A 17,514-nucleotide genomic window follows, 5' to 3' on the forward strand; every position below is an offset into this window, starting at 1 on the left:
CTCTCAGGCAAAAATACAGATGGGGTAATTTAGGTGATATGCAAGAAAAATATATAAATATAAATACTTTAAAAGTATATGAAAAACTTTCTCAATTTATTAGCGACGAGCTATTAAAAGAAACAGATCTATCTGTTGATAATTTTTGGTCAGGGTTCGAGAAAACAGTCAATGAATTAGCACCTAAAAATAAAGAATTAATAAAATTTAGAGAAGACTTACAAAAACAAATAGACAACTGGCATATAAAAAATAAGGGAAATGAATTTAATTTGTCAGAATATAAAAAATTTCTAACAGAAATTGGTTACTTGAAAGAAGAAGGTGACGATTTTGAAATATCAACTCAAAATGTTGATGAGGAAATAACAAGTATTGCTGGACCTCAACTTGTTGTACCAGTCATGAATGCGAGATATGCATTAAATGCTGCTAATGCTAGATGGATGAGCTTGTACGATAGTCTGTATGGAACAGATGTAATTGAACAATCAGAAGATAGTGTATCTGAAAGATACGACCCATTAAGAGGTGAGATGGTAATAAAATATGGAAGAGATTTTTTAGATAAATTTTTTCCATTAGCAGGATTGAGTTGGCAAAAGATTACAAGTTTTGCGGTTAAGTATGGAAAATTTAAAGCTTTAAAAGGTGCTGATATTTATGATTTGGTAGATGAGAATAAGTTTATTGGTCATAGAGGTGAAGCTGACAACCCGTCTGCTATAATTTTAAAAAATAACAATTTACATATAGAAATTTTAAAAGACTCAAGAGCTTTTGCGGCTCAACAAGATCATGCTGGTATTAGTGACATAATTTTAGAATCTGCGGTGTCAACTATATGTGATAACGAAGATAGTGTAGCTGCTGTAGATGCAGAAGATAAAATTGTTTGTTACAGAAATTGGCTAGGTCTAATGAAAGGTGATCTAAAATCAAAATTTGAAAAAGAAGGAAAATTATTTGAAAGAAAACTTAATCCTAATAGAAGCTATATTTCAAAAGATGGAAAAGGTTTAAAGCTTCATGGAAGAAGTTTACTGCTAGTTAGAAATGTTGGTCACTTAATGACTAATCCATCAATAATTTTAAAAGATGGTAGTGAAGTTCCAGAAGGAATAATGGATGCATTCATTACTACAGCTGCTGCCCTTCATGATATTAAGAAAAAAACCAATTCAAGAACTGGTTCTATTTATATTGTGAAACCAAAAATGCATGGACCAGATGAAACTGCATTTACTGATTTGCTTTTCTCAAAAGTTGAAGAAGTTTTAGGTTTGCAAAAATACACTTGCAAGATTGGAATAATGGATGAAGAAAGAAGAACTTCAGCTAATTTAAAAGAGTGCATTAGATCGTTAAAAAATAGAGTTTTCTTTATAAATACAGGTTTTCTCGATAGAACTGGTGATGAAATGCACACCTCTATGGAGGCTGGTCCAATGATTAAAAAAGGTGACATGAAAACCTCAAAATGGATCACAGCCTATGAAAACAACAATGTTGATATTGGTTTAAAATGTGGATTTTCTGGAAAAGCTCAAATTGGAAAAGGAATGTGGGCAATGCCTGATAAAATGAAAGAAATGATGGAGCAAAAAACTGGACATTTAAAAGCAGGTGCAAATTGTGCATGGGTTCCATCTCCAACTGCTGCAGCTTTGCATTCGCTACATTATCATGAAATAAATATTTTTGATGAACAACAAAAAATTAAAAATAGAGAACAAGCAAAGCTTGATGATCTTTTAACCATACCTACTGCTGATAGACCAAATTGGTCTGTGAATGAAATTAATAAAGAAATTTCTAACTCAGCTCAAACTTTATTAGGTTATGTTGTGAGATGGATCGATCAAGGAGTTGGGTGCTCCAAAGTACCAGATATAAATAACGTAGGTTTAATGGAAGATAGAGCTACACTTAGAATTTCATCTCAACATATTGCAAATTGGATACATCATGGAATTACAACTAAAATTCAAGTTGTAGAAATTCTTAAAGACATGGCTAAAATTGTAGATGATCAAAATAAAAATGACTCTAATTACGTAAGAATGAGTGAAAACTTTGAAAATTCAATTGCATTTCAAACTGCTTGTGATTTGGTATTTAAAGGAAAAGAACAACCATCTGGTTATACTGAACCTTTACTACATTTAAATAGACTTACCAAAAAGTCTAATCTGAATTAGAAACTAAATTAGACCTATTTTTAAAAGCAGAAAATAAAGTCCCATCGTCTAAACTTTCAATTTCACCACCCACAGGTAACCCTTGTGCAAGTTTTGTAATTTTTACATTAGAATTTTTTAGGCTATCTTGAATGTAGTAAGCAGTAGTTTGACCTTCAACAGTTGCACTTGTGGCTAATATAACTTCTTCAATTTTATCTCGATTAACTCTCTCAACCAGCGAATTTACAAGTAAATCTTCCTTTCTTTGACCTACTGATGAAATAGTGCCTCCCAGAATATGAAAATACCCTTGATAAATATTTGAATTTTCAATCGACCATTGATCAGCAATGTCTTCTACAACACAAATCTTTGAATATTTATTTTTTGTATTTTCACAATTTATACATCCAGTTGAAATTGATTTAAGTGAACCACAAGAATTACATCTAGTTACATTTTTATAAACTTGGGCCAATGTATTTGCCATTGGTTTTACTAATTCATCACGGTTATTAATGAGTTTTAAAACAATCCTTTTGGCAGATTTTGGTCCTAAACCTGGAAGCTTTGAAATTAATTTTATTAATTCCTCAATCTCGTTAATATTTTGCATCTACTATAGTGGCCACTTAAAACCAGGTATTCCAAATCCACCTGTAGCTTTTGATATCTCTTCTGAGGTTTTCGACTTTAATTGTGATTTGGCGTTATTATGTGCAGCTACAATTAAATCTTCTATTATTGATTTGTCTTCTTTCATTATTTCATCTGATAGTTTAATTGATTGCATTTCACCTTCTCCATCCAAGACGATTTTTGCTGAATTTAAGCCAGAGACACCCTCTACTCTAATCTCCTTAATTTTTTGCTGACTCTCTTTCATTTTCGCTTCAAGTTCTTTTGCTTTGTCTAATATTTTATTAAAATCAGTCATTATCTTTATCCTCCTTAGTTATCGATTTAACATCTACCAGTTCTGCATCAGGAAAATTTTCCATAAAGTTTTTATAAATTTCAGTTTGTTTAGCTTTTTCAATTAATATTTTTTTTTCATTTTCTTTCTTTTCTCTAATTGAAATATCTCCTTTTGATTTACTAAGTGTGATAATCCATCTTTCTTTTGTCCATTCAAAAAGCTTTGTGGAAAGATCTTTTACAAAATCTTTATCAAGACTGTCATTGAATGAAATCTCAATCCTATTTTTTTCAAATTTAACCAAATTTACATTTTTCTCTAATTCAAATTTAAGTTTTAATTCTCTTTTACGTGTGCATACAGAAATTAATTCATCAAAAGAATTAATTTGAGTTTTGAGTTCTGCTTTAACATCAGTTTGTATTTCAGGGTTCTTTTTTTCTTCTTGAGAAATATTTTTTATTTGATCAATAATTTTAGTCTCTGTTTTTATTTCAATTTTGCTAGTTGAATTTTCTTCTTTAGGTTTTGTATCTAATTGTTTAACTTGTTTTACAGAACTTAAGTGCATTAATCTAATTAAAAACATCTCAATTGATAAATGTTGATTTGATACAATATCTAATTCTTCTAACGACTTGATAGAAAATTGCCAAAATAAAATTAATACATCTGGTTGGATTTGATTAGAAATATTTTTTATTTTGTTAAATTCTTCATCATTAAGAGAAAAATTTGTGCTTTCTAAAGTTAGAGAATTTATATTTTTAAAGTAATATAACAGCTCTAAAAAATCATTTAAAAATATTTTTGGTTCAACTCCTTGATCATATATTTTTCTGTAAATTTTTATTACCTTTTCTTCTTCTCCTCTTAATATCAATTCAAATAAATCAATTAATTGTGATTTATCAAAATATCCAAAAATCTTTTGAGCGGAATTTAAATCTAGTTCTTTATCATTATCTAAACTCAATAACGCTCTATCTAAAAGAGAAAGTGCATCTCTTACTGAGCCTTCAGATATTTTTACAATTAATTTTAGAGCGTCATCCGTAACTTTTCCGTTTTCTTTATCTTTAATTTTTTTTAAAAAATCTAGCAATTCAGAAGATTTAATCCTTGAAAGATCAAAACGCTGACACCTTGAAACGACTGTTATGGGGATCTTTTTTATTTCTGTTGTGGCAAATATAAATTTTAAATAAGAAGGTGGTTCTTCCAATGTTTTTAGTAAAGCATTAAAAGCTTGTTTACTTAACATATGAACTTCATCGATTATAAATATTTTGTACTTTGCTGAAGTAGGTCCGTATCTGGAAAACTCAATTAGATCTCTAACATCATCAACTCCTGTCTTGCTAGCTGCATCCATCTCAAGTACATCAATGTGACTTGAATTTGCAATCGATTGACAATTTTCACACAAATTATCAATGCACATTTTTTCAATACCATTTAAGCAATTCAAGGCTTTTGCTACAATTCTTGCAGTTGTAGTTTTTCCAATCCCTCTAATTCCAGTAAACAAATATGCATTTGGTACTTTGTCAGCTTTTATTGAGTTTATAATTGTTTCAGCAACAACTTCTTGACCAATAAGATCATCAAATATTTGAGGTCTATATTTAAGAGCTAGTACTTTTGAGTTGCTATTCATAAATTTTTTAAGGAGACTAGAACCTGAATAACTGTCTCTACGACTGCTTCCGTTAAGATCTGGTCGGGTTCAAGCAGCATCCACCTCTAGCCTCCAAATCTATTATAGCAGTTAAAATTTCTAATCTACAAGAAAAGATTATTATTTTTTTTGTCTCAAACTATCAGCTTCAAAAACACCTAGGACGTGAAAATCCTCACAATGTAAGCCTAGCTCTTCAAGAGATTTTTGGACCTTTGGATCTTCAATATGTCCATCTAAATCACATAAGAAAAAATAAGAATCAAAAGAATTTTTTTCAGGGTAACTTTGAAGCTTAGTAAGATTTACTCCATTGATAGCAAATCCTCCAAGTGATTGATAAAGAGCTGCAGGTTTACTTTTTAGTTTAAATAAAAATGAAGTTATATATTTTTTATTTCCAAACTCAGGTTGAGATATATTTTTTCCCATAAGAAGAAACCTTGTTAAATTTCCACTCTCGTTTTCTATATTTTTCTTAATTATATTAAGATTATAAATTTCAGCACTTAGAGATGATGCTATTGCTGCTTGTTTTTTGTCTTTTGTTTTTGAAATCATTTCAGCTGATCCGGCTGTATCTGCTCTTATATGTTCAGCAATATTATTTTCTTTTATGAAATTTGAACATTGCGATAAACCCTGTGCATGTGAATAAACTTCTTTTATATCAGAAAGTTTAGATCCTGGCTGACCTAATAAATTATGTTCGATTTTTTGAAAATGCTCTTGGTAAATATTCAATCTATGTTTAAAAATTAAATATTCAATTCCTATATTTCCTGTAATTCTGTTAGACTCTGGTATTATTATTCTACAATCAGGTTCTTCCGAGGCTTTATTAAAACAATCATCAAAAGTTTTACAAGGTAAAATTTCAGCATCAGGTTCGATTGATACTGCTGCTAAATGAGAATAGGCTCCAAATGTTCCTTGAAAATATATTTTACCCATCAGGACTTATATTCCATTATTTTTTTTAAGGCTAGATAATCTTCCTCTGTGTCAACTCCTATTGGAGCTTTTTTGGCTAGAGCAACATTTATTTTTATATTATTATCTAAAGCCCTAAGTTGTTCTAATCTATTTTCAATTTCATTTTTAGATTGTTCTAATTCAACAAAGTTTTTAAGAATTTCAGATGAATAACAATATATCCCAACATGGTGATAAATATTTAAGGCATCTTGAGATTTCCTTAAAAATATTTTTGCTTTAGAAAACGGGTTATCTTCTAAATTATTTTCAGTAATAACTTTAACTATATTCTCATTTGCTAAATCTGACTTATTCTTAATTTTAGCCGCAACGGTACCTATTTGTGCTTTATGAGTTATCATCATCTGGTTCAGATTTACAATATCCTGAATATTTATTGCTGGTTCATCGCCCTGAAGATTCATTATAAAATCAATATTATCTAAGTTGAGTTTTTGATAAGCTTCATAAATTCGGTCTGTACCAGTTTTATGTTTATTGCTTGTTAAAATAGCATTTCCTCCATTATTTTTTACATCATTGACAATCTCTTGATCTTCTGCAGCAACAATTACCTCTCCAATATTTGCCTCTTTTGCCCTCTTGTATACATGTGAAATAATTGAAATATTATTAATTTTTAACAATGGTTTTCCTGGAAGCCTAGTTGCGGACAATCTAGAGGGTATAATTATAAGAGTTTTCATTAATCACTAATTAAAATAGAGGCAAATTTGTACATTAAATTTTAGTCAAATTTTAATTTATCATGTTATACGTTCAAAATTAAATTTATAAAAATGGATTCTTTTGAAATTAACAAAATTGTAGCTGCAGTTCTAATGGTTGCGCTTCTTGTTATTGGTATCGGAAAATTATCTGATGTAATTTTTCATGTAGAAAAGCCAGAAACACCAGGTTACAAGGTGGAAGTTGAACAGGTGTCCACTGCATCATCTTCAACAACAACTGCAGCAGAACAAAAAGTCGACATTGTTGCATTAATGGCTATGGGAGATATAGCAAGTGGAGAAAAAATTTTTAAAAAGTGTGCAGCCTGTCACTCAATAATAAAAGGCGGAAAAAATGCTATAGGTCCAGCTTTATATAACGTCGTTGGAAGAAAAGTTGGGGCAGTTGAAGATTATAAATATTCAAAAGCATTAGCTACATATGAAAAGGAATGGACATTTGAAGAGTTAAATGGATTTCTAAAAAAACCTGCCAAATACATCAAAGGCACAAAAATGGCCTATGCAGGTTTAAGAAAAGAAGCAGACAGAGCGTCTGTAATTAAGTATCTAAATGAAAATTCAGATAGCCCCGTTCCACTACCTTAATTTTCCAAAACAATACAACAGTATACTTTTTTGGACATGAACTCTGTTAAGAGCTTGTAACCATACATGAGATTTTTTCCCTAAGAAAATATCTTCAGACACTTCATCGCCTCTAGGCAGGCAATGTAAAAAGATACAATTCTTATTTGCATTACTCATTAATTTTTTATCAATTTTGAATTTTTTAAATGCTTGTATTTTTTTCTTTTTGTTTACTTTGTCATTTAATGAAATAACTTTATCGGAAAAAATTACATCAGCTCCACTAGAGGCTTTTTTTGGATCATTATAAATGTAAATTTTTCTTTTATTTTTTTTGACCCAATTTCTTACTTCTTTTCCTGGTTCAAAATTTTTTGGACAACCAATACTTAGCTTGAAAGAAAATTTAACTGAAGCAGCGATTAAACTATCTAAAACATTATTTGAGTCACCAATCCAACAAATATTTAATTTAGAAATAGGTTTTTTTGTAATCTCTTCAACTGTAAAAACGTCTGAAAGTACTTGAGTTGGATGAGATGATGGGCTCAAACCATTAATGATTGGGATAGATAAATATTTTTTAAAATCTTCAATTTTTTTATCACTATCTGTTCTCAACATAAATCCATCGCCATAAGTTGATAGAACCTTCGCAGTATCTGATATACTTTCACCACCTTGTCCTAAATGAAGTTCATTAGATCTAAGTGTTATAGTGCCTCCTCCAAGCTGTTTTATTGCTAAATAAAAGCTCATTCTTGTTCTCAAGCTTGGTTTTTCAAACATTTGGATCAAAATTTTACCTTTTAATGGAGCACCTTTGTCTGTCTCTAATGTATTAAGTTTTTTTCTAGAACTTTTTCTTTTTTTTGCATCAGTAATTATTTTTCTTAAATCCTTACTAGGAATATCTTTTAAATTTATAAAATGTTTCATGATTATTTATAATGACTACAAACTTTATTTATAATTTTTAAAGCTTCATCAAGTTCACTTTTTTTAACATTAAGAGGTGGTAAAATTCTGACAACATTTTCTGCAGCACGAATAGTTAATAATTTATTGTCCATTAATTTTTTAATAAAATTTGTCTGATCTTGATGTAACTGTATGCCAATTAAAAAACCTCTTCCTCTTATTTGTTTAATAACACTAGGATATTTTTCCTTAATTTTGTTCAAGTTTGATAAAAAATATTTAGATAATTTTTTAACATTATTTAAAAACTTTTTATTTGAAACTATATCCATTACTTTATTTCCAACCGACATAGCAAGTGGATTGCCTCCAAATGTAGATCCATGAGTGCCAGGTACCATACCTGTGGCTACTTTTTTATTCATAAGAACAGCTCCTATTGGAAACCCACCTCCAATTCCTTTGGCTATTGGGACTATGTCTGGTTTTACTTTAGATTTTTCAAATGCAAAAAAATCTCCTGATCTGCCTATTCCACATTGAACTTCATCTAGAATTAAAAGAATTTTTTTCTTATCGCATAATTTTCTAAGCTCTCTCAAACAGAAATCTGGAATAACTTTAATTCCACCTTCTCCCATTATAGTTTCAACCATTATTGCCGCAGTATCTTTTGTGATTTTCTTTTCTAATGATTTATGATCTCCAAAAGTAAAGTGATCAAATCCTTTTACTTTAGGACCAAATCCTTCTGTCATTTTCTTTGATCCACTAGCATAAATTGCAGCTAATGTTCTCCCGTGGAAAGAATTTTTTATACATAAAATTCTATTTTTATTTTGTTTGCCAATTGAAAAAAAATATCTTCTAGCAACTTTAATAGCTGCCTCTGTAGCTTCTGCTCCACTATTTTGAAACATAACATAATCAGCGAATGTTTTTTTACATAGTTTTTTTGCTAGATTTTCTCCTTCAGGAATTTGAAAAGCATTTGAAACGTGCCAAAGCTTTTTTGATTGGTTATTTATAGTTTTGATTAAACTTGGATGAGCATGACCCAAGGAATTAACAGCAATACCCATAACAAAATCAAGATATTTTTTTCCATTATTAGAATAAAGATAGCTTCCCTTGCCACACTTAAATGAAATTTTTTTTCTGTTATAATTTTTTGCTAAATTGCTCATAAATTTAATTTGTTTTTATAAATTTTATTTCATAGATACAAGTTATGATTGAAAAACTAATTTTATTCGTACTAGGCTTTTATTGTTGATAACTCTAATTTTTTGATTGTTTCATTTAAATTAATAACAGTATATTGTCATCTTAAAAATAAATAATACAACATATAGATATGAGTTGGACTGAAGAAAAAGTTTCAAAATTAAAAGAATTGTGGGGCAAAGGTAATACAGCTAGCCAAATAGCTGAGATTATAGGTGGCATAAGTCGTAACGCCGTGATTGGTAAAGCCCATAGACTAAACCTTTCGGCAAAAATCAAAACAAGAACTGCAACATCAAATAAAAATTTCGAAAATTCAATTGAGCAGAATAACGTTCAATCAAAAAGAGGTCGTAAAAGTAAGTTTAAATCTTTAATAATTGAAAAAGATTTTGAACCAGAAAATCCTAAACAATTAGAAGAGCTAGATGAGAATTCATGCAAGTGGCCTATGGGTCATCCAGATGAAAAAGAATTTTATTTTTGTGGTAGATCCTCTTTAAAAGATTTCTCTTATTGTAAACTTCATTTACTTTATGCTTATCAGCCAAAAGGTAAAAAAGAAGAAATTACAGAAAAAGAGGAAGTTCCAGAATTTATTGAGAAGAAAATTCAATCTGCTTAAAATTTTTAATTGGTTTTAGTATCCATATTATCTGAATTATATTTTTCTGTAGAGAATTGACCTCCTTCCCTCCACATATAACAATATTTTTTAACTTCTTCATCAAAATATCTCAAACTTGGTACCCCTATGTCTGAGTTTGATTTATATTTTCCAGATAAAACATTATCATATTTTAGAAGTTTCAATTGATCTCTAGTCAAAAGTGGTTTTGGCATTATTTCAAAAAATCTCGCAGATATTTTTGCTATTGCTAAAGGCATTGGTACCAATAATCTTTTCTTTCCAATTAAATTCAATAATTTTTCTAATATCTCTTTAAATGAAATTATTTCTGGACCAACACACTCAATTATTTTGGAATTAACATTATTCGAAATTATATTAAAGATAACATCTGTCAAGTCAGAACAATGAATTGGTGTGAACTTAGTTCTGCCTTCATAATAAAGTGGGAATATTGGTAATCTATTTAAAAGTGTCATAAAATTTGTAGTAAAATTATCATCTACTGAATAGACAATTGAAGGTCTGATAATTGTAGCTAAAGGAAAATTTTTTAGAATTCTTTCCTCACCTTCTAATTTACTCTTAGCATAGTCAGAATCTGTAGCTTCATTTATTCCAAGCGCTGATAAGTGAATAAAATGATTTAGTTTGTATTCTTTTGAAAGCTTAGATAACAAAGAAGGAAAAATTGTGTGAATATTATTAAATGTGTTTCCCTTTTTTGACTCAAATAGTATCCCAACTAAATTTATACATACGTCTGCTTTTTCGAAAAGCTTTCTAAGTTTTTGTTCTTCAAAAATATTTGACTCTACTATGTCTATATAGCCTGCATTTGCTTGTGTTTTAATAATGTAGCTTTTTTGATGAATGTTTCTTGTTACAACAGTTACTTGGTAATTATTTTTTGTAAGCTTCCTAATTAAATTTCGACCAATTTGACCACTTCCACCAAAAATTAGACAATTTTTTGCTTTCATATATATATGTTTAATAATGAATAATAATATTCAACTTCACAAAAACGATCTACCAGATGATTTAAATTTAGGCAATATAATTGCCGTAGATGGCGAGTTTATGGGTCTGAATGTTAGACGTGATCCATTATGCCTAATCCAAGTATCTTCGGGCAACTTAGATGCTCATATAGTCCAATTTGACAGAGAAAATTATCAAGCTCCTAATTTAGTAAGACTTTTAAATGATGAAAATACTACCAAAATTTTTCATTATGGACGTGCAGATATGGCACATATTAAACACTATTTAAAAACAGAGACCAACAATGTTTTAGATACCAAGATTGCTTCAAAACTTGCAAGATCTTACTCAGACAATCATTCTTTAAAAACATTAATTAAGGAGTTTGTAAATTTAGACATTAGTAAACAATTTCAGAGTTCAGATTTTGGTGGAGAATTAACACCTGCTCAACTTAAATACTGTGCTAATGATGTAATTTATCTTCATAAAATTCATGGAGAACTAATTAAAATTCTAAAAAGAGAAAGTAGAATTAAACTTTATGAAGATTGTTTAAAATTTTTAAAAACAAGAGTTGATTTAGATTTGGCACTTTTCAAAGAAGATATCTGGTCTCATAAATGAATAAAAAAAAATTTTTATCTATTGCTAAGGATGTGATTAATCTAGAAATAGAGGCATTACAGAATTTAAAAAAAAATTTAAATAAGTCTTTCAACGAGGCAGTTTTTCAAATAGCAAATTGTCAGTCAAAAGTAATATTATGTGGTGTTGGAAAAAGTGGTCTTATAGCATCTAAAATTGCCGCTACACTAGCATCAGTAGGAACGCCATCTTTTAGTCTTATGGCAAGTGAAGCATCACATGGAGATCTGGGCATGATATCTAAAAAAGACATTTTAATACTTATTAGTAATTCAGGTGAAACTGTTGAGTTGAAAAATATAATTCAATACGCAAAAAGAAATAAAAATTTGTTGATTGGAATCGTATCTAAAAAAAACTCTATACTTTACAAAGCTTCAGATATTAAATTACTTACACCTATAGCAAATGAAGCAGAAGGAATTGTGCCAACTGCGAGTACAACTTCACAGCTAGCTCTAGGTGACTCTCTTGCTATAGCATCAATGAAATATAAAAAATTTGGTAAAATGGATTTTAAGAAACTCCACCCTGCGGGGAGCTTAGGAGCTCAGCTTAAAACTGTTGAAGATATAATGATATCAGGAGAAAAAATTCCTTTTGTAAATGAAAATTTAGAAATGAATAAAGCCCTAAAAATTTTAAGTAAAAAAAAATTAGGCTTTCTCGTTGTTTTAAACAAAAAAAAAGAAACTATTGGTATTGTTACTGATGGTCAAATAAGAAGAATTTCTGAAAAAAATTCAAACTTTCAGTTATTGCCAGTTAAAGAAATTATGACAAAAAAACCATTTTCTATTAATAAAGACGAATTGGCAGCAAAAGCTTTAACATTAATGAATAGTAAAAAAATTACTTCACTAGTAGTTACAAAAAAAGAAAAACCTAAAATAACAATTGGAGTGATTCATATCCACACTATATTGCAGTCAAATATTTTATAAATGATTGTAAAAAATCTTTTAAAAATTTTGCTTATTTTATCTTTAATTTTTCCCGTTACTTATTTTTTTTATTTAAAGTTTTACAAAAAGAATGCTGAGGTAATCAGTGATAATGTAACAGGAAATGAAGATGTAAATTATAATTCAAATATCATATTAAACGTAGAGTATACAAGTAAAGATAGTGATGGTAACGAATATTTAATTAGAGCTGAAGAAGGTACCATAGATTACTCCAACCCTAGCATAATATTTTTAAAAGAGGTAAATGCATTAATTAAGTTAAATAATTCAGAGGACATTAGAATCCTGTCAGATTTTGGAAAATATAACAGTGAGAATTTTGATACAATTTTTTCAAAAAATGTAATAATTAATTATTTAGTTAATAAAATTACTGGAGATTATCTTGATTTTTCTTTAGAAAGAAATTCAATATTGATTTCAAAAAACGTTATCTTTAAAAACCCTAGTAGCATTTTAAAAGCTGATGTTTTTGAAATGGATATTATAACAAAAGATGCAAAAATATTTATGTACGAAGAAGAAAAAAAAGTTGAAATAATTAGTACAAATTAAATGGCAATCATAAAAAAATTCAGGATCAAATCTTTTAAAAATATTAACTCGATAATTGAATTTAACAATATTTCCTTGTCATATGGAAATAGACTAATTTTAGACAATATAAGTTTTAAAATTAATGAAGGTCAAATTTTTGGTATGCTTGGTCCAAATGGTGTGGGTAAATCTACAATTTTTAACTTAATAACAGGGTTGATAAATCCAAATAATGGTCAAATTAAAATTGCTGGACAAAATGTAAATGGTTACCCTGTGTACCTTAGAACTAAAAAATTTAAAGTAGGATATGTTCCTCAATACGGAGGATATTTTAATGATCTTTCTCTATATGATAATCTTAAAGCAATAAGTGAAATTGTTATCGACAACAAAAATTACAGATCTGAAAGAATAAGCTATTTAATGGCTAAGTTTCAACTGGATAATTTAAAAGATATTAAAGCAAAATTTTTATCAGGTGGACAAAAAAAAAAATTAGTGATTGCGCTCTCTTTGTTAAGTGATCCAAAAGTTCTTTTATTAGATGAGTGCTTCGCTGCATTAGATGTTTTAACAATTAAAATGTTACAAGAGATTATAGTAAACCTACAAAGTGAAAATAAAATAACAATTTGTATATGTGATCATCAAGCTAGAGACTTGTTGGCATGCGTAGATATGGCAATGATATTGAGTAATGGAAAAATTATAGCTGAAGACACACCTTCTAACTTAGTTAATAACATTAATGCAAAAAATGCATATTTTGGTGATAACTTTAAGTTCAATTAATATCTAATGTCAAAAATTGTTAAGATAAATAAAAAAATTGAAAATTTTAAAAAAATTATAGTTGTCCCTGGTGATAAAAGTCTAAGTATTAGATGGGTGTTATTTGCTTCATTAGCAAACGGTAGGTCAAAAGCAAAAAATCTTTTATTGTCGGAAGATGTTTTAGCTGCCTTGGAAGCAGTAAAAAAATTAGGCGTTAAAGCAATAATAAAAAAAAAAGAATGTTTAGTATTTGGAAAAGGCATAGATGGCTATCAATATAAAAAAAATTTAAAAATTGATGCGAAAAATTCAGGAACACTGGGAAGACTTATTCTTGGATTGTTAATAAATTCTCCAAATCCAATTAGTTTAGTTGGAGATAAAAGCTTGTCAAAGAGAGACTTTAGAAGAGTTTCTGATCCTCTAAGTAAATTTGGAGCTAAATTTAAGTTAAAAAATAATAATTATTTACCATTGAAAATTTATGGTTCCTCAAATTTAAAGCCTATCAAATACTATGAAAATAAAGGTTCAGCTCAATGCAAAAGCTCAATTATTTTTGCAGCAATGAGAACAAATGGAATTACAAAGATTAAAGCAAAGAAATCAAGAAATCATACCGAGTTATTATGTAGGTATTTAAGGTTACCTATTAGCATTAAAAAAAATAAATATTTTGATGAAATTAAAATAAAAAAAGTAAAAAAAATAAACACTTTAAACTATGACATTCCCTCAGATATCAGCTCAAGTGCGTTTTTTATTGTTCTAACAGCGTTATCTCCTAGTTCAGAATTAACAATTAAAAATGTAAATATAAATCCGTCAAGAATAGGAATAGTTACTATTTTAAAAAAAATGGGGGTGAAAATAACTTTTAAAAATAAAAAAATTTACAAAGGTGAAAAGAAAGCTGATATTAAAATTTATGGTAGTAAAACTTTAAAAGCAATTAATTGTCCACCACAATTAAATAGTGGAGCAATTGATGAGTTTTTAGTTATTTTTTTAGTCGCGGCTAAAGCCAAAGGTATTTCTTATTTTAAAAATTTAGGTGAACTAAATCAAAAGGAAAGTCCAAGACTAAAATGGGCTAAAAAAATTCTAACAAATCTAGGAGTCAAGACTGTTACAACAAATAATTCAATTAAAATTTATGGTAAACCAAATTTACATTTAAATTATAATAAAAGAGTAATTATTAAAAATTATTTGAAAGATCACAGAGTTTTTATGACAAGTATAATTGCGGCCTTATCTTTTGGTGGTAATTGGAATGTTCATGACAAAGATTCTATAAATACCTCATTTCCTAATTTTTTAAAAATTATTGATAGTTTAAAAAAGTGACAAAAAGAAAAAATATTTTAAAAATTGCTATAGACTCACCTGCTGCTGCAGGTGCTGGAACTTTAGCAAAAGCGATTTCAAAACATTATAATCTTTTTTATCTTGATACTGGAAAAATTTATAGATTTATTGCATATCTAAAAATAAAATATCCTAAAAAATTTAATAATAAATTTATAAAATCAAAAATTAAAACTTTAAAAATAAAAGACCTTGCAGATAGCAATTTATTGTCTGATGAAGTTGGAACTGAAGCTTCTATAATTTCCAAAATTAAAACTTTAAGAAAATTAGTTCATTCATTTCAATTAAATTTTGCATACAACCCTCCTAGAAAATATAATGGTTCTTGTTTAGATGGTAGAGATATCACTTACAATATAGTTCCTGATGCTGATCTAAAATTCTACATAACTGCTAATGTAAAAACTAGAGCATTGAGAAGATATAGAGAATTAAAACGCTTAAAGAAAAAAATATCATATATGGAAGTCTTAAAAAGTATTAAAAATCGCGATAAAAGCGATTTAAATAGGAAAATATCTCCATTAAAGAAAACGAAAGATTCACTATTGATTAATACAACAAACCTTAATAAAAGGGCATGTTTTTTAAAAATAAAAAAAATAATAGACAGGAAAATAAATAATTAATGGAAATTTACAAAGACTTATCAAATCCAGCATCACTAGAATTTGAAAAACTACTAAGCAGCCAACTTTCAAAAGTTCAAATAGAAGAAGGTAAAATTATAGAAGGTAAAATAAATAAAATTACAGAGAAATTTGTATTCTTATTTGTTGAAGGTCTGAAATCAGAACCAGTCCTTGATATAAATGAGTTAAAAAGCATGGGACTTACTGATAAAATTAAAGTTGGAGAAACTATTTCAGTATTACTAGAAAAAATTGAAGACAAAAATGGTGAGGTATTAGTTTCGGCAAGCAAAGCACAAAAAATTAAAGGTTGGGACAAACTAGTTGAAGCTTATGAGAAAAACGAGCCTATCATGGGCAAAATTACATCAAAATGTAAAGGTGGTTGTATTGTTGAACATATAGATACAGGTTCACTAATGTTTTTACCTGGTTCTCAGATTAGTGATAAGCCTTTAAAAGATATAAGTCATTTAATGAATGAACCACAAAAATTTGCGCTCATCAAACTTGATAAAGTAAGAGGAAATGCCTGCGTATCAAGAAGAGAGATTATTTCATCTTTTAAGAAAGAGGATAAAGCAAAAATAGTTGAGAAATATAAAGTGGGTGACATTATTAAAGGTGCAGAGGTAAAAGGATATAGTTCATTTGGTTGCTTCTTTAATGTTAATGGCGAATTAGATGTATTAGTTCACCTACAAGAAATTTCTTATTCAAGAGTAAACCACCCTGATGAAGTATTTAATATAGGTGAGAAACATGACTTAAAAGTTATAAGTGTTGATAAAGAAAAATTACAAGTTGGGTGTTCAGTAAAACAATTGTCTCCAGATCCTTTTGAACATATTGAAAATTACGAATTAAACAAAATTTATAAAGTTAAAGTTGTAAAATTAATGGACTTTGGTGCTTTTTGTGAATTAGAACCAGGTTTAACAACTTTACTTCATTCAAGCGAACTAAGCTGGACTAAAAAAAATATTTCAACAAAAAAAATGTTTAAAGTCGGTGATGAAATAGATTGTGTGATTACTGAAATTGACAAAGATAAGAGGCGTGTTGCTATTTCACATAGATTAACTCAAGATAATCCTTTCGAAACATTTGAGAAGAAATATCCTGTTGATACAATTGTTGAAGGAGAAGTTGTAAACAAAAATGAATATTCTTTATTTGTTAAAATTGAAGATTTAGATATTGATGCCTTTTTACACTGTAATGATTTAACATATTTAAATAATGGTGAAGAAGAATTAGCTAAGTATAAAAAAGGTGATAAGCTTAAGGTTAAGGTCTTAGAAATTAAATCTTCAGAACAAAAAATTAGAGTTGGTTTAAGACAAACACAACCTGATCCATTTGACTGGTTTAAAGACAAGTCTAAAAATCAAACAATAACTGTCAAAGTTGTTTCAACAGACAACAAAGGACTAATCGTAAGACCAGAGGGTTGTGAGATGGATTTTCAAATAAAAAAATCTGCAATTGCAATTAATGCTGCTGACGCCAGACCAAGTAGATGGACAGGTGGTGAGAAATTAGACTGCGCAATAGCAGATTTAGACCAAGGTAAGAGAAAAGTAATTTTAAGCATTAAATTGCTTGAAGAAATTGAAAAAAAAGAAGCTCTTGAAAAATATGGATCTGAAGGTTCTGGTAAAAACCTACCTTTTTCATCATTATCTGAAGATTTAAAGAAAAAAGAAGAAGAGAAAGAATAATTGAA

At 28.6% G+C, this 17,514-nt stretch carries 18 protein-coding genes; 10 read left to right on the top strand and 8 right to left on the bottom strand.

Annotated elements, in window-relative coordinates; translation table 11 throughout:
• Nucleotides 1-38: 38 nt before the first annotated feature.
• Nucleotides 39-2,201, top strand: coding sequence for a malate synthase G (locus tag ACTTA5_RS00850; protein WP_440647169.1), 2,163 nt, complete (start codon nucleotides 39-41; stop codon nucleotides 2,199-2,201).
• On the opposite strand, the gene recR is transcribed toward ACTTA5_RS00850, so the two are convergent.
• From recR to kdsB, 5 genes are all read right to left on the bottom strand, one after another.
• Nucleotides 2,188-2,799, bottom strand: coding sequence for a recombination mediator RecR (recR, locus tag ACTTA5_RS00855; protein ID WP_075505986.1), 612 nt, complete (start codon nucleotides 2,797-2,799; stop codon nucleotides 2,188-2,190). The two genes, ACTTA5_RS00850 and recR, sit on opposite strands and share 14 nt — an antisense overlap.
• 3 nt (nucleotides 2,800-2,802) lie before the next feature.
• The gene (locus ACTTA5_RS00860) at nucleotides 2,803-3,120 is read right to left on the bottom strand and encodes a YbaB/EbfC family nucleoid-associated protein (protein ID WP_440647171.1); all 318 of its coding nucleotides are present in this window, start codon (nucleotides 3,118-3,120) and stop codon (nucleotides 2,803-2,805) included.
• On the bottom strand, nucleotides 3,113-4,762 hold the full coding sequence (gene dnaX, locus ACTTA5_RS00865; protein WP_440647173.1) for a DNA polymerase III subunit gamma/tau: 1,650 nt from the start codon (nucleotides 4,760-4,762) through the stop codon (nucleotides 3,113-3,115). Before dnaX ends, ACTTA5_RS00860 begins: the two co-directional genes overlap by 8 nt.
• 141 nt (nucleotides 4,763-4,903) lie before the next feature.
• Nucleotides 4,904-5,737 carry a prephenate dehydratase domain-containing protein gene (locus tag ACTTA5_RS00870; protein WP_440647175.1) on the bottom strand — a complete coding sequence of 278 codons (834 nt, stop codon included), beginning with the start codon at nucleotides 5,735-5,737 and terminating at the stop codon, nucleotides 4,904-4,906.
• Complete coding sequence (gene kdsB, locus ACTTA5_RS00875; RefSeq protein ID WP_440647177.1) at nucleotides 5,737-6,468, bottom strand: 3-deoxy-manno-octulosonate cytidylyltransferase; 732 nt, start codon at nucleotides 6,466-6,468, stop codon at nucleotides 5,737-5,739. The genes ACTTA5_RS00870 and kdsB overlap by 1 nt, the downstream gene beginning before the upstream one ends.
• Nucleotides 6,469-6,561: 93 nt before the next feature.
• On the opposite strand from kdsB, the gene ACTTA5_RS00880 reads away from it, so the two are divergent.
• Nucleotides 6,562-7,101, top strand: a complete 540-nt coding sequence (locus ACTTA5_RS00880; protein WP_440647179.1) for a c-type cytochrome — start codon at nucleotides 6,562-6,564, stop codon at nucleotides 7,099-7,101.
• Here ACTTA5_RS00880 and argF read toward each other — a convergent pair.
• The gene (argF, locus tag ACTTA5_RS00885) at nucleotides 7,093-8,022 is read right to left on the bottom strand and encodes an ornithine carbamoyltransferase (RefSeq protein WP_440647181.1); all 930 of its coding nucleotides are present in this window, start codon (nucleotides 8,020-8,022) and stop codon (nucleotides 7,093-7,095) included. The genes ACTTA5_RS00880 and argF overlap by 9 nt on opposite strands.
• A 2-nt stretch (nucleotides 8,023-8,024) precedes the next feature.
• Nucleotides 8,025-9,191 carry an aspartate aminotransferase family protein gene (locus ACTTA5_RS00890; RefSeq protein WP_440647183.1) on the bottom strand — a complete coding sequence of 389 codons (1,167 nt, stop codon included), beginning with the start codon at nucleotides 9,189-9,191 and terminating at the stop codon, nucleotides 8,025-8,027.
• Between the two features lie 170 nt (nucleotides 9,192-9,361).
• Between ACTTA5_RS00890 and ACTTA5_RS00895 the strand changes: the two genes are divergently transcribed.
• Nucleotides 9,362-9,856 (top strand): GcrA family cell cycle regulator, encoded by a 495-nt coding sequence (locus ACTTA5_RS00895; protein ID WP_440647185.1) that lies wholly within the window; start codon nucleotides 9,362-9,364, stop codon nucleotides 9,854-9,856.
• A gap of 5 nt (nucleotides 9,857-9,861) precedes the next feature.
• Here ACTTA5_RS00895 and ACTTA5_RS00900 read toward each other — a convergent pair whose 3' ends face one another.
• Nucleotides 9,862-10,845, bottom strand: a complete 984-nt coding sequence (locus ACTTA5_RS00900; protein WP_440647187.1) for a complex I NDUFA9 subunit family protein — start codon at nucleotides 10,843-10,845, stop codon at nucleotides 9,862-9,864.
• A 16-nt stretch (nucleotides 10,846-10,861) separates the two neighbouring features.
• On the opposite strand from ACTTA5_RS00900, the gene ACTTA5_RS00905 reads away from it, so the two are divergent.
• From ACTTA5_RS00905 to ACTTA5_RS00935, 7 genes are read left to right on the top strand one after another with little or no spacing between them, the layout of a single operon-like run.
• Nucleotides 10,862-11,476, top strand: a complete 615-nt coding sequence (locus ACTTA5_RS00905; RefSeq protein ID WP_440647189.1) for a ribonuclease D — start codon at nucleotides 10,862-10,864, stop codon at nucleotides 11,474-11,476.
• Nucleotides 11,473-12,441, top strand: coding sequence for a KpsF/GutQ family sugar-phosphate isomerase (locus ACTTA5_RS00910; protein ID WP_440647191.1), 969 nt, complete (start codon nucleotides 11,473-11,475; stop codon nucleotides 12,439-12,441). The genes ACTTA5_RS00905 and ACTTA5_RS00910 overlap by 4 nt, the downstream gene beginning before the upstream one ends.
• A complete protein-coding gene (gene lptC, locus ACTTA5_RS00915; protein ID WP_440647193.1) occupies nucleotides 12,442-13,020 on the top strand; it encodes an LPS export ABC transporter periplasmic protein LptC in 579 nt (192 codons plus the stop codon).
• On the top strand, nucleotides 13,021-13,797 hold the full coding sequence (locus ACTTA5_RS00920; protein WP_440647195.1) for an ATP-binding cassette domain-containing protein: 777 nt from the start codon (nucleotides 13,021-13,023) through the stop codon (nucleotides 13,795-13,797).
• Between the two features lie 6 nt (nucleotides 13,798-13,803).
• Nucleotides 13,804-15,129, top strand: coding sequence for a 3-phosphoshikimate 1-carboxyvinyltransferase (gene aroA, locus ACTTA5_RS00925; RefSeq protein WP_440647198.1), 1,326 nt, complete (start codon nucleotides 13,804-13,806; stop codon nucleotides 15,127-15,129).
• Complete coding sequence (locus ACTTA5_RS00930; protein ID WP_440647200.1) at nucleotides 15,126-15,782, top strand: (d)CMP kinase; 657 nt, start codon at nucleotides 15,126-15,128, stop codon at nucleotides 15,780-15,782. Before aroA ends, ACTTA5_RS00930 begins: the two co-directional genes overlap by 4 nt.
• On the top strand, nucleotides 15,782-17,509 hold the full coding sequence (locus tag ACTTA5_RS00935; RefSeq protein WP_440647202.1) for a S1 RNA-binding domain-containing protein: 1,728 nt from the start codon (nucleotides 15,782-15,784) through the stop codon (nucleotides 17,507-17,509). The genes ACTTA5_RS00930 and ACTTA5_RS00935 overlap by 1 nt, the downstream gene beginning before the upstream one ends.
• Nucleotides 17,510-17,514 lie beyond the last annotated feature (5 nt).

Source organism: Candidatus Pelagibacter sp. HIMB1521 (genome assembly GCF_052047875.1).
Lineage (GTDB): Bacteria > Pseudomonadota > Alphaproteobacteria > Pelagibacterales > Pelagibacteraceae > Pelagibacter.

Bases quoted from the DNA above. Each gene is read 5' to 3' on its own strand.
- ACTTA5_RS00860 (WP_440647171.1), bottom strand. From the start codon at position 3,120: ATGACTGATTTTAATAAAATATTAGACAAAGCAAAAGAACTTGAAGCG.
- kdsB (WP_440647177.1), bottom strand. From the start codon at position 6,468: ATGAAAACTCTTATAATTATACCCTCTAGATTGTCCGCAACTAGGCTT.
- dnaX (WP_440647173.1), bottom strand. From the start codon at position 4,762: ATGAATAGCAACTCAAAAGTACTAGCTCTTAAATATAGACCTCAAATA.
- ACTTA5_RS00910 (WP_440647191.1), top strand. From the start codon at position 11,473: ATGAATAAAAAAAAATTTTTATCTATTGCTAAGGATGTGATTAATCTA.
- ACTTA5_RS00895 (WP_440647185.1), top strand. From the start codon at position 9,362: ATGAGTTGGACTGAAGAAAAAGTTTCAAAATTAAAAGAATTGTGGGGC.
- ACTTA5_RS00920 (WP_440647195.1), top strand. From the start codon at position 13,021: ATGGCAATCATAAAAAAATTCAGGATCAAATCTTTTAAAAATATTAAC.
- argF (WP_440647181.1), bottom strand. From the start codon at position 8,022: ATGAAACATTTTATAAATTTAAAAGATATTCCTAGTAAGGATTTAAGA.
- ACTTA5_RS00870 (WP_440647175.1), bottom strand. From the start codon at position 5,737: ATGGGTAAAATATATTTTCAAGGAACATTTGGAGCCTATTCTCATTTA.
- ACTTA5_RS00880 (WP_440647179.1), top strand. From the start codon at position 6,562: ATGGATTCTTTTGAAATTAACAAAATTGTAGCTGCAGTTCTAATGGTT.
- ACTTA5_RS00850 (WP_440647169.1), top strand. From the start codon at position 39: ATGCAAGAAAAATATATAAATATAAATACTTTAAAAGTATATGAAAAA.
- lptC (WP_440647193.1), top strand. From the start codon at position 12,442: ATGATTGTAAAAAATCTTTTAAAAATTTTGCTTATTTTATCTTTAATT.
- ACTTA5_RS00905 (WP_440647189.1), top strand. From the start codon at position 10,862: ATGAATAATAATATTCAACTTCACAAAAACGATCTACCAGATGATTTA.
- recR (WP_075505986.1), bottom strand. From the start codon at position 2,799: ATGCAAAATATTAACGAGATTGAGGAATTAATAAAATTAATTTCAAAG.
- ACTTA5_RS00900 (WP_440647187.1), bottom strand. From the start codon at position 10,845: ATGAAAGCAAAAAATTGTCTAATTTTTGGTGGAAGTGGTCAAATTGGT.
- ACTTA5_RS00935 (WP_440647202.1), top strand. From the start codon at position 15,782: ATGGAAATTTACAAAGACTTATCAAATCCAGCATCACTAGAATTTGAA.
- aroA (WP_440647198.1), top strand. From the start codon at position 13,804: ATGTCAAAAATTGTTAAGATAAATAAAAAAATTGAAAATTTTAAAAAA.
- ACTTA5_RS00890 (WP_440647183.1), bottom strand. From the start codon at position 9,191: ATGAGCAATTTAGCAAAAAATTATAACAGAAAAAAAATTTCATTTAAG.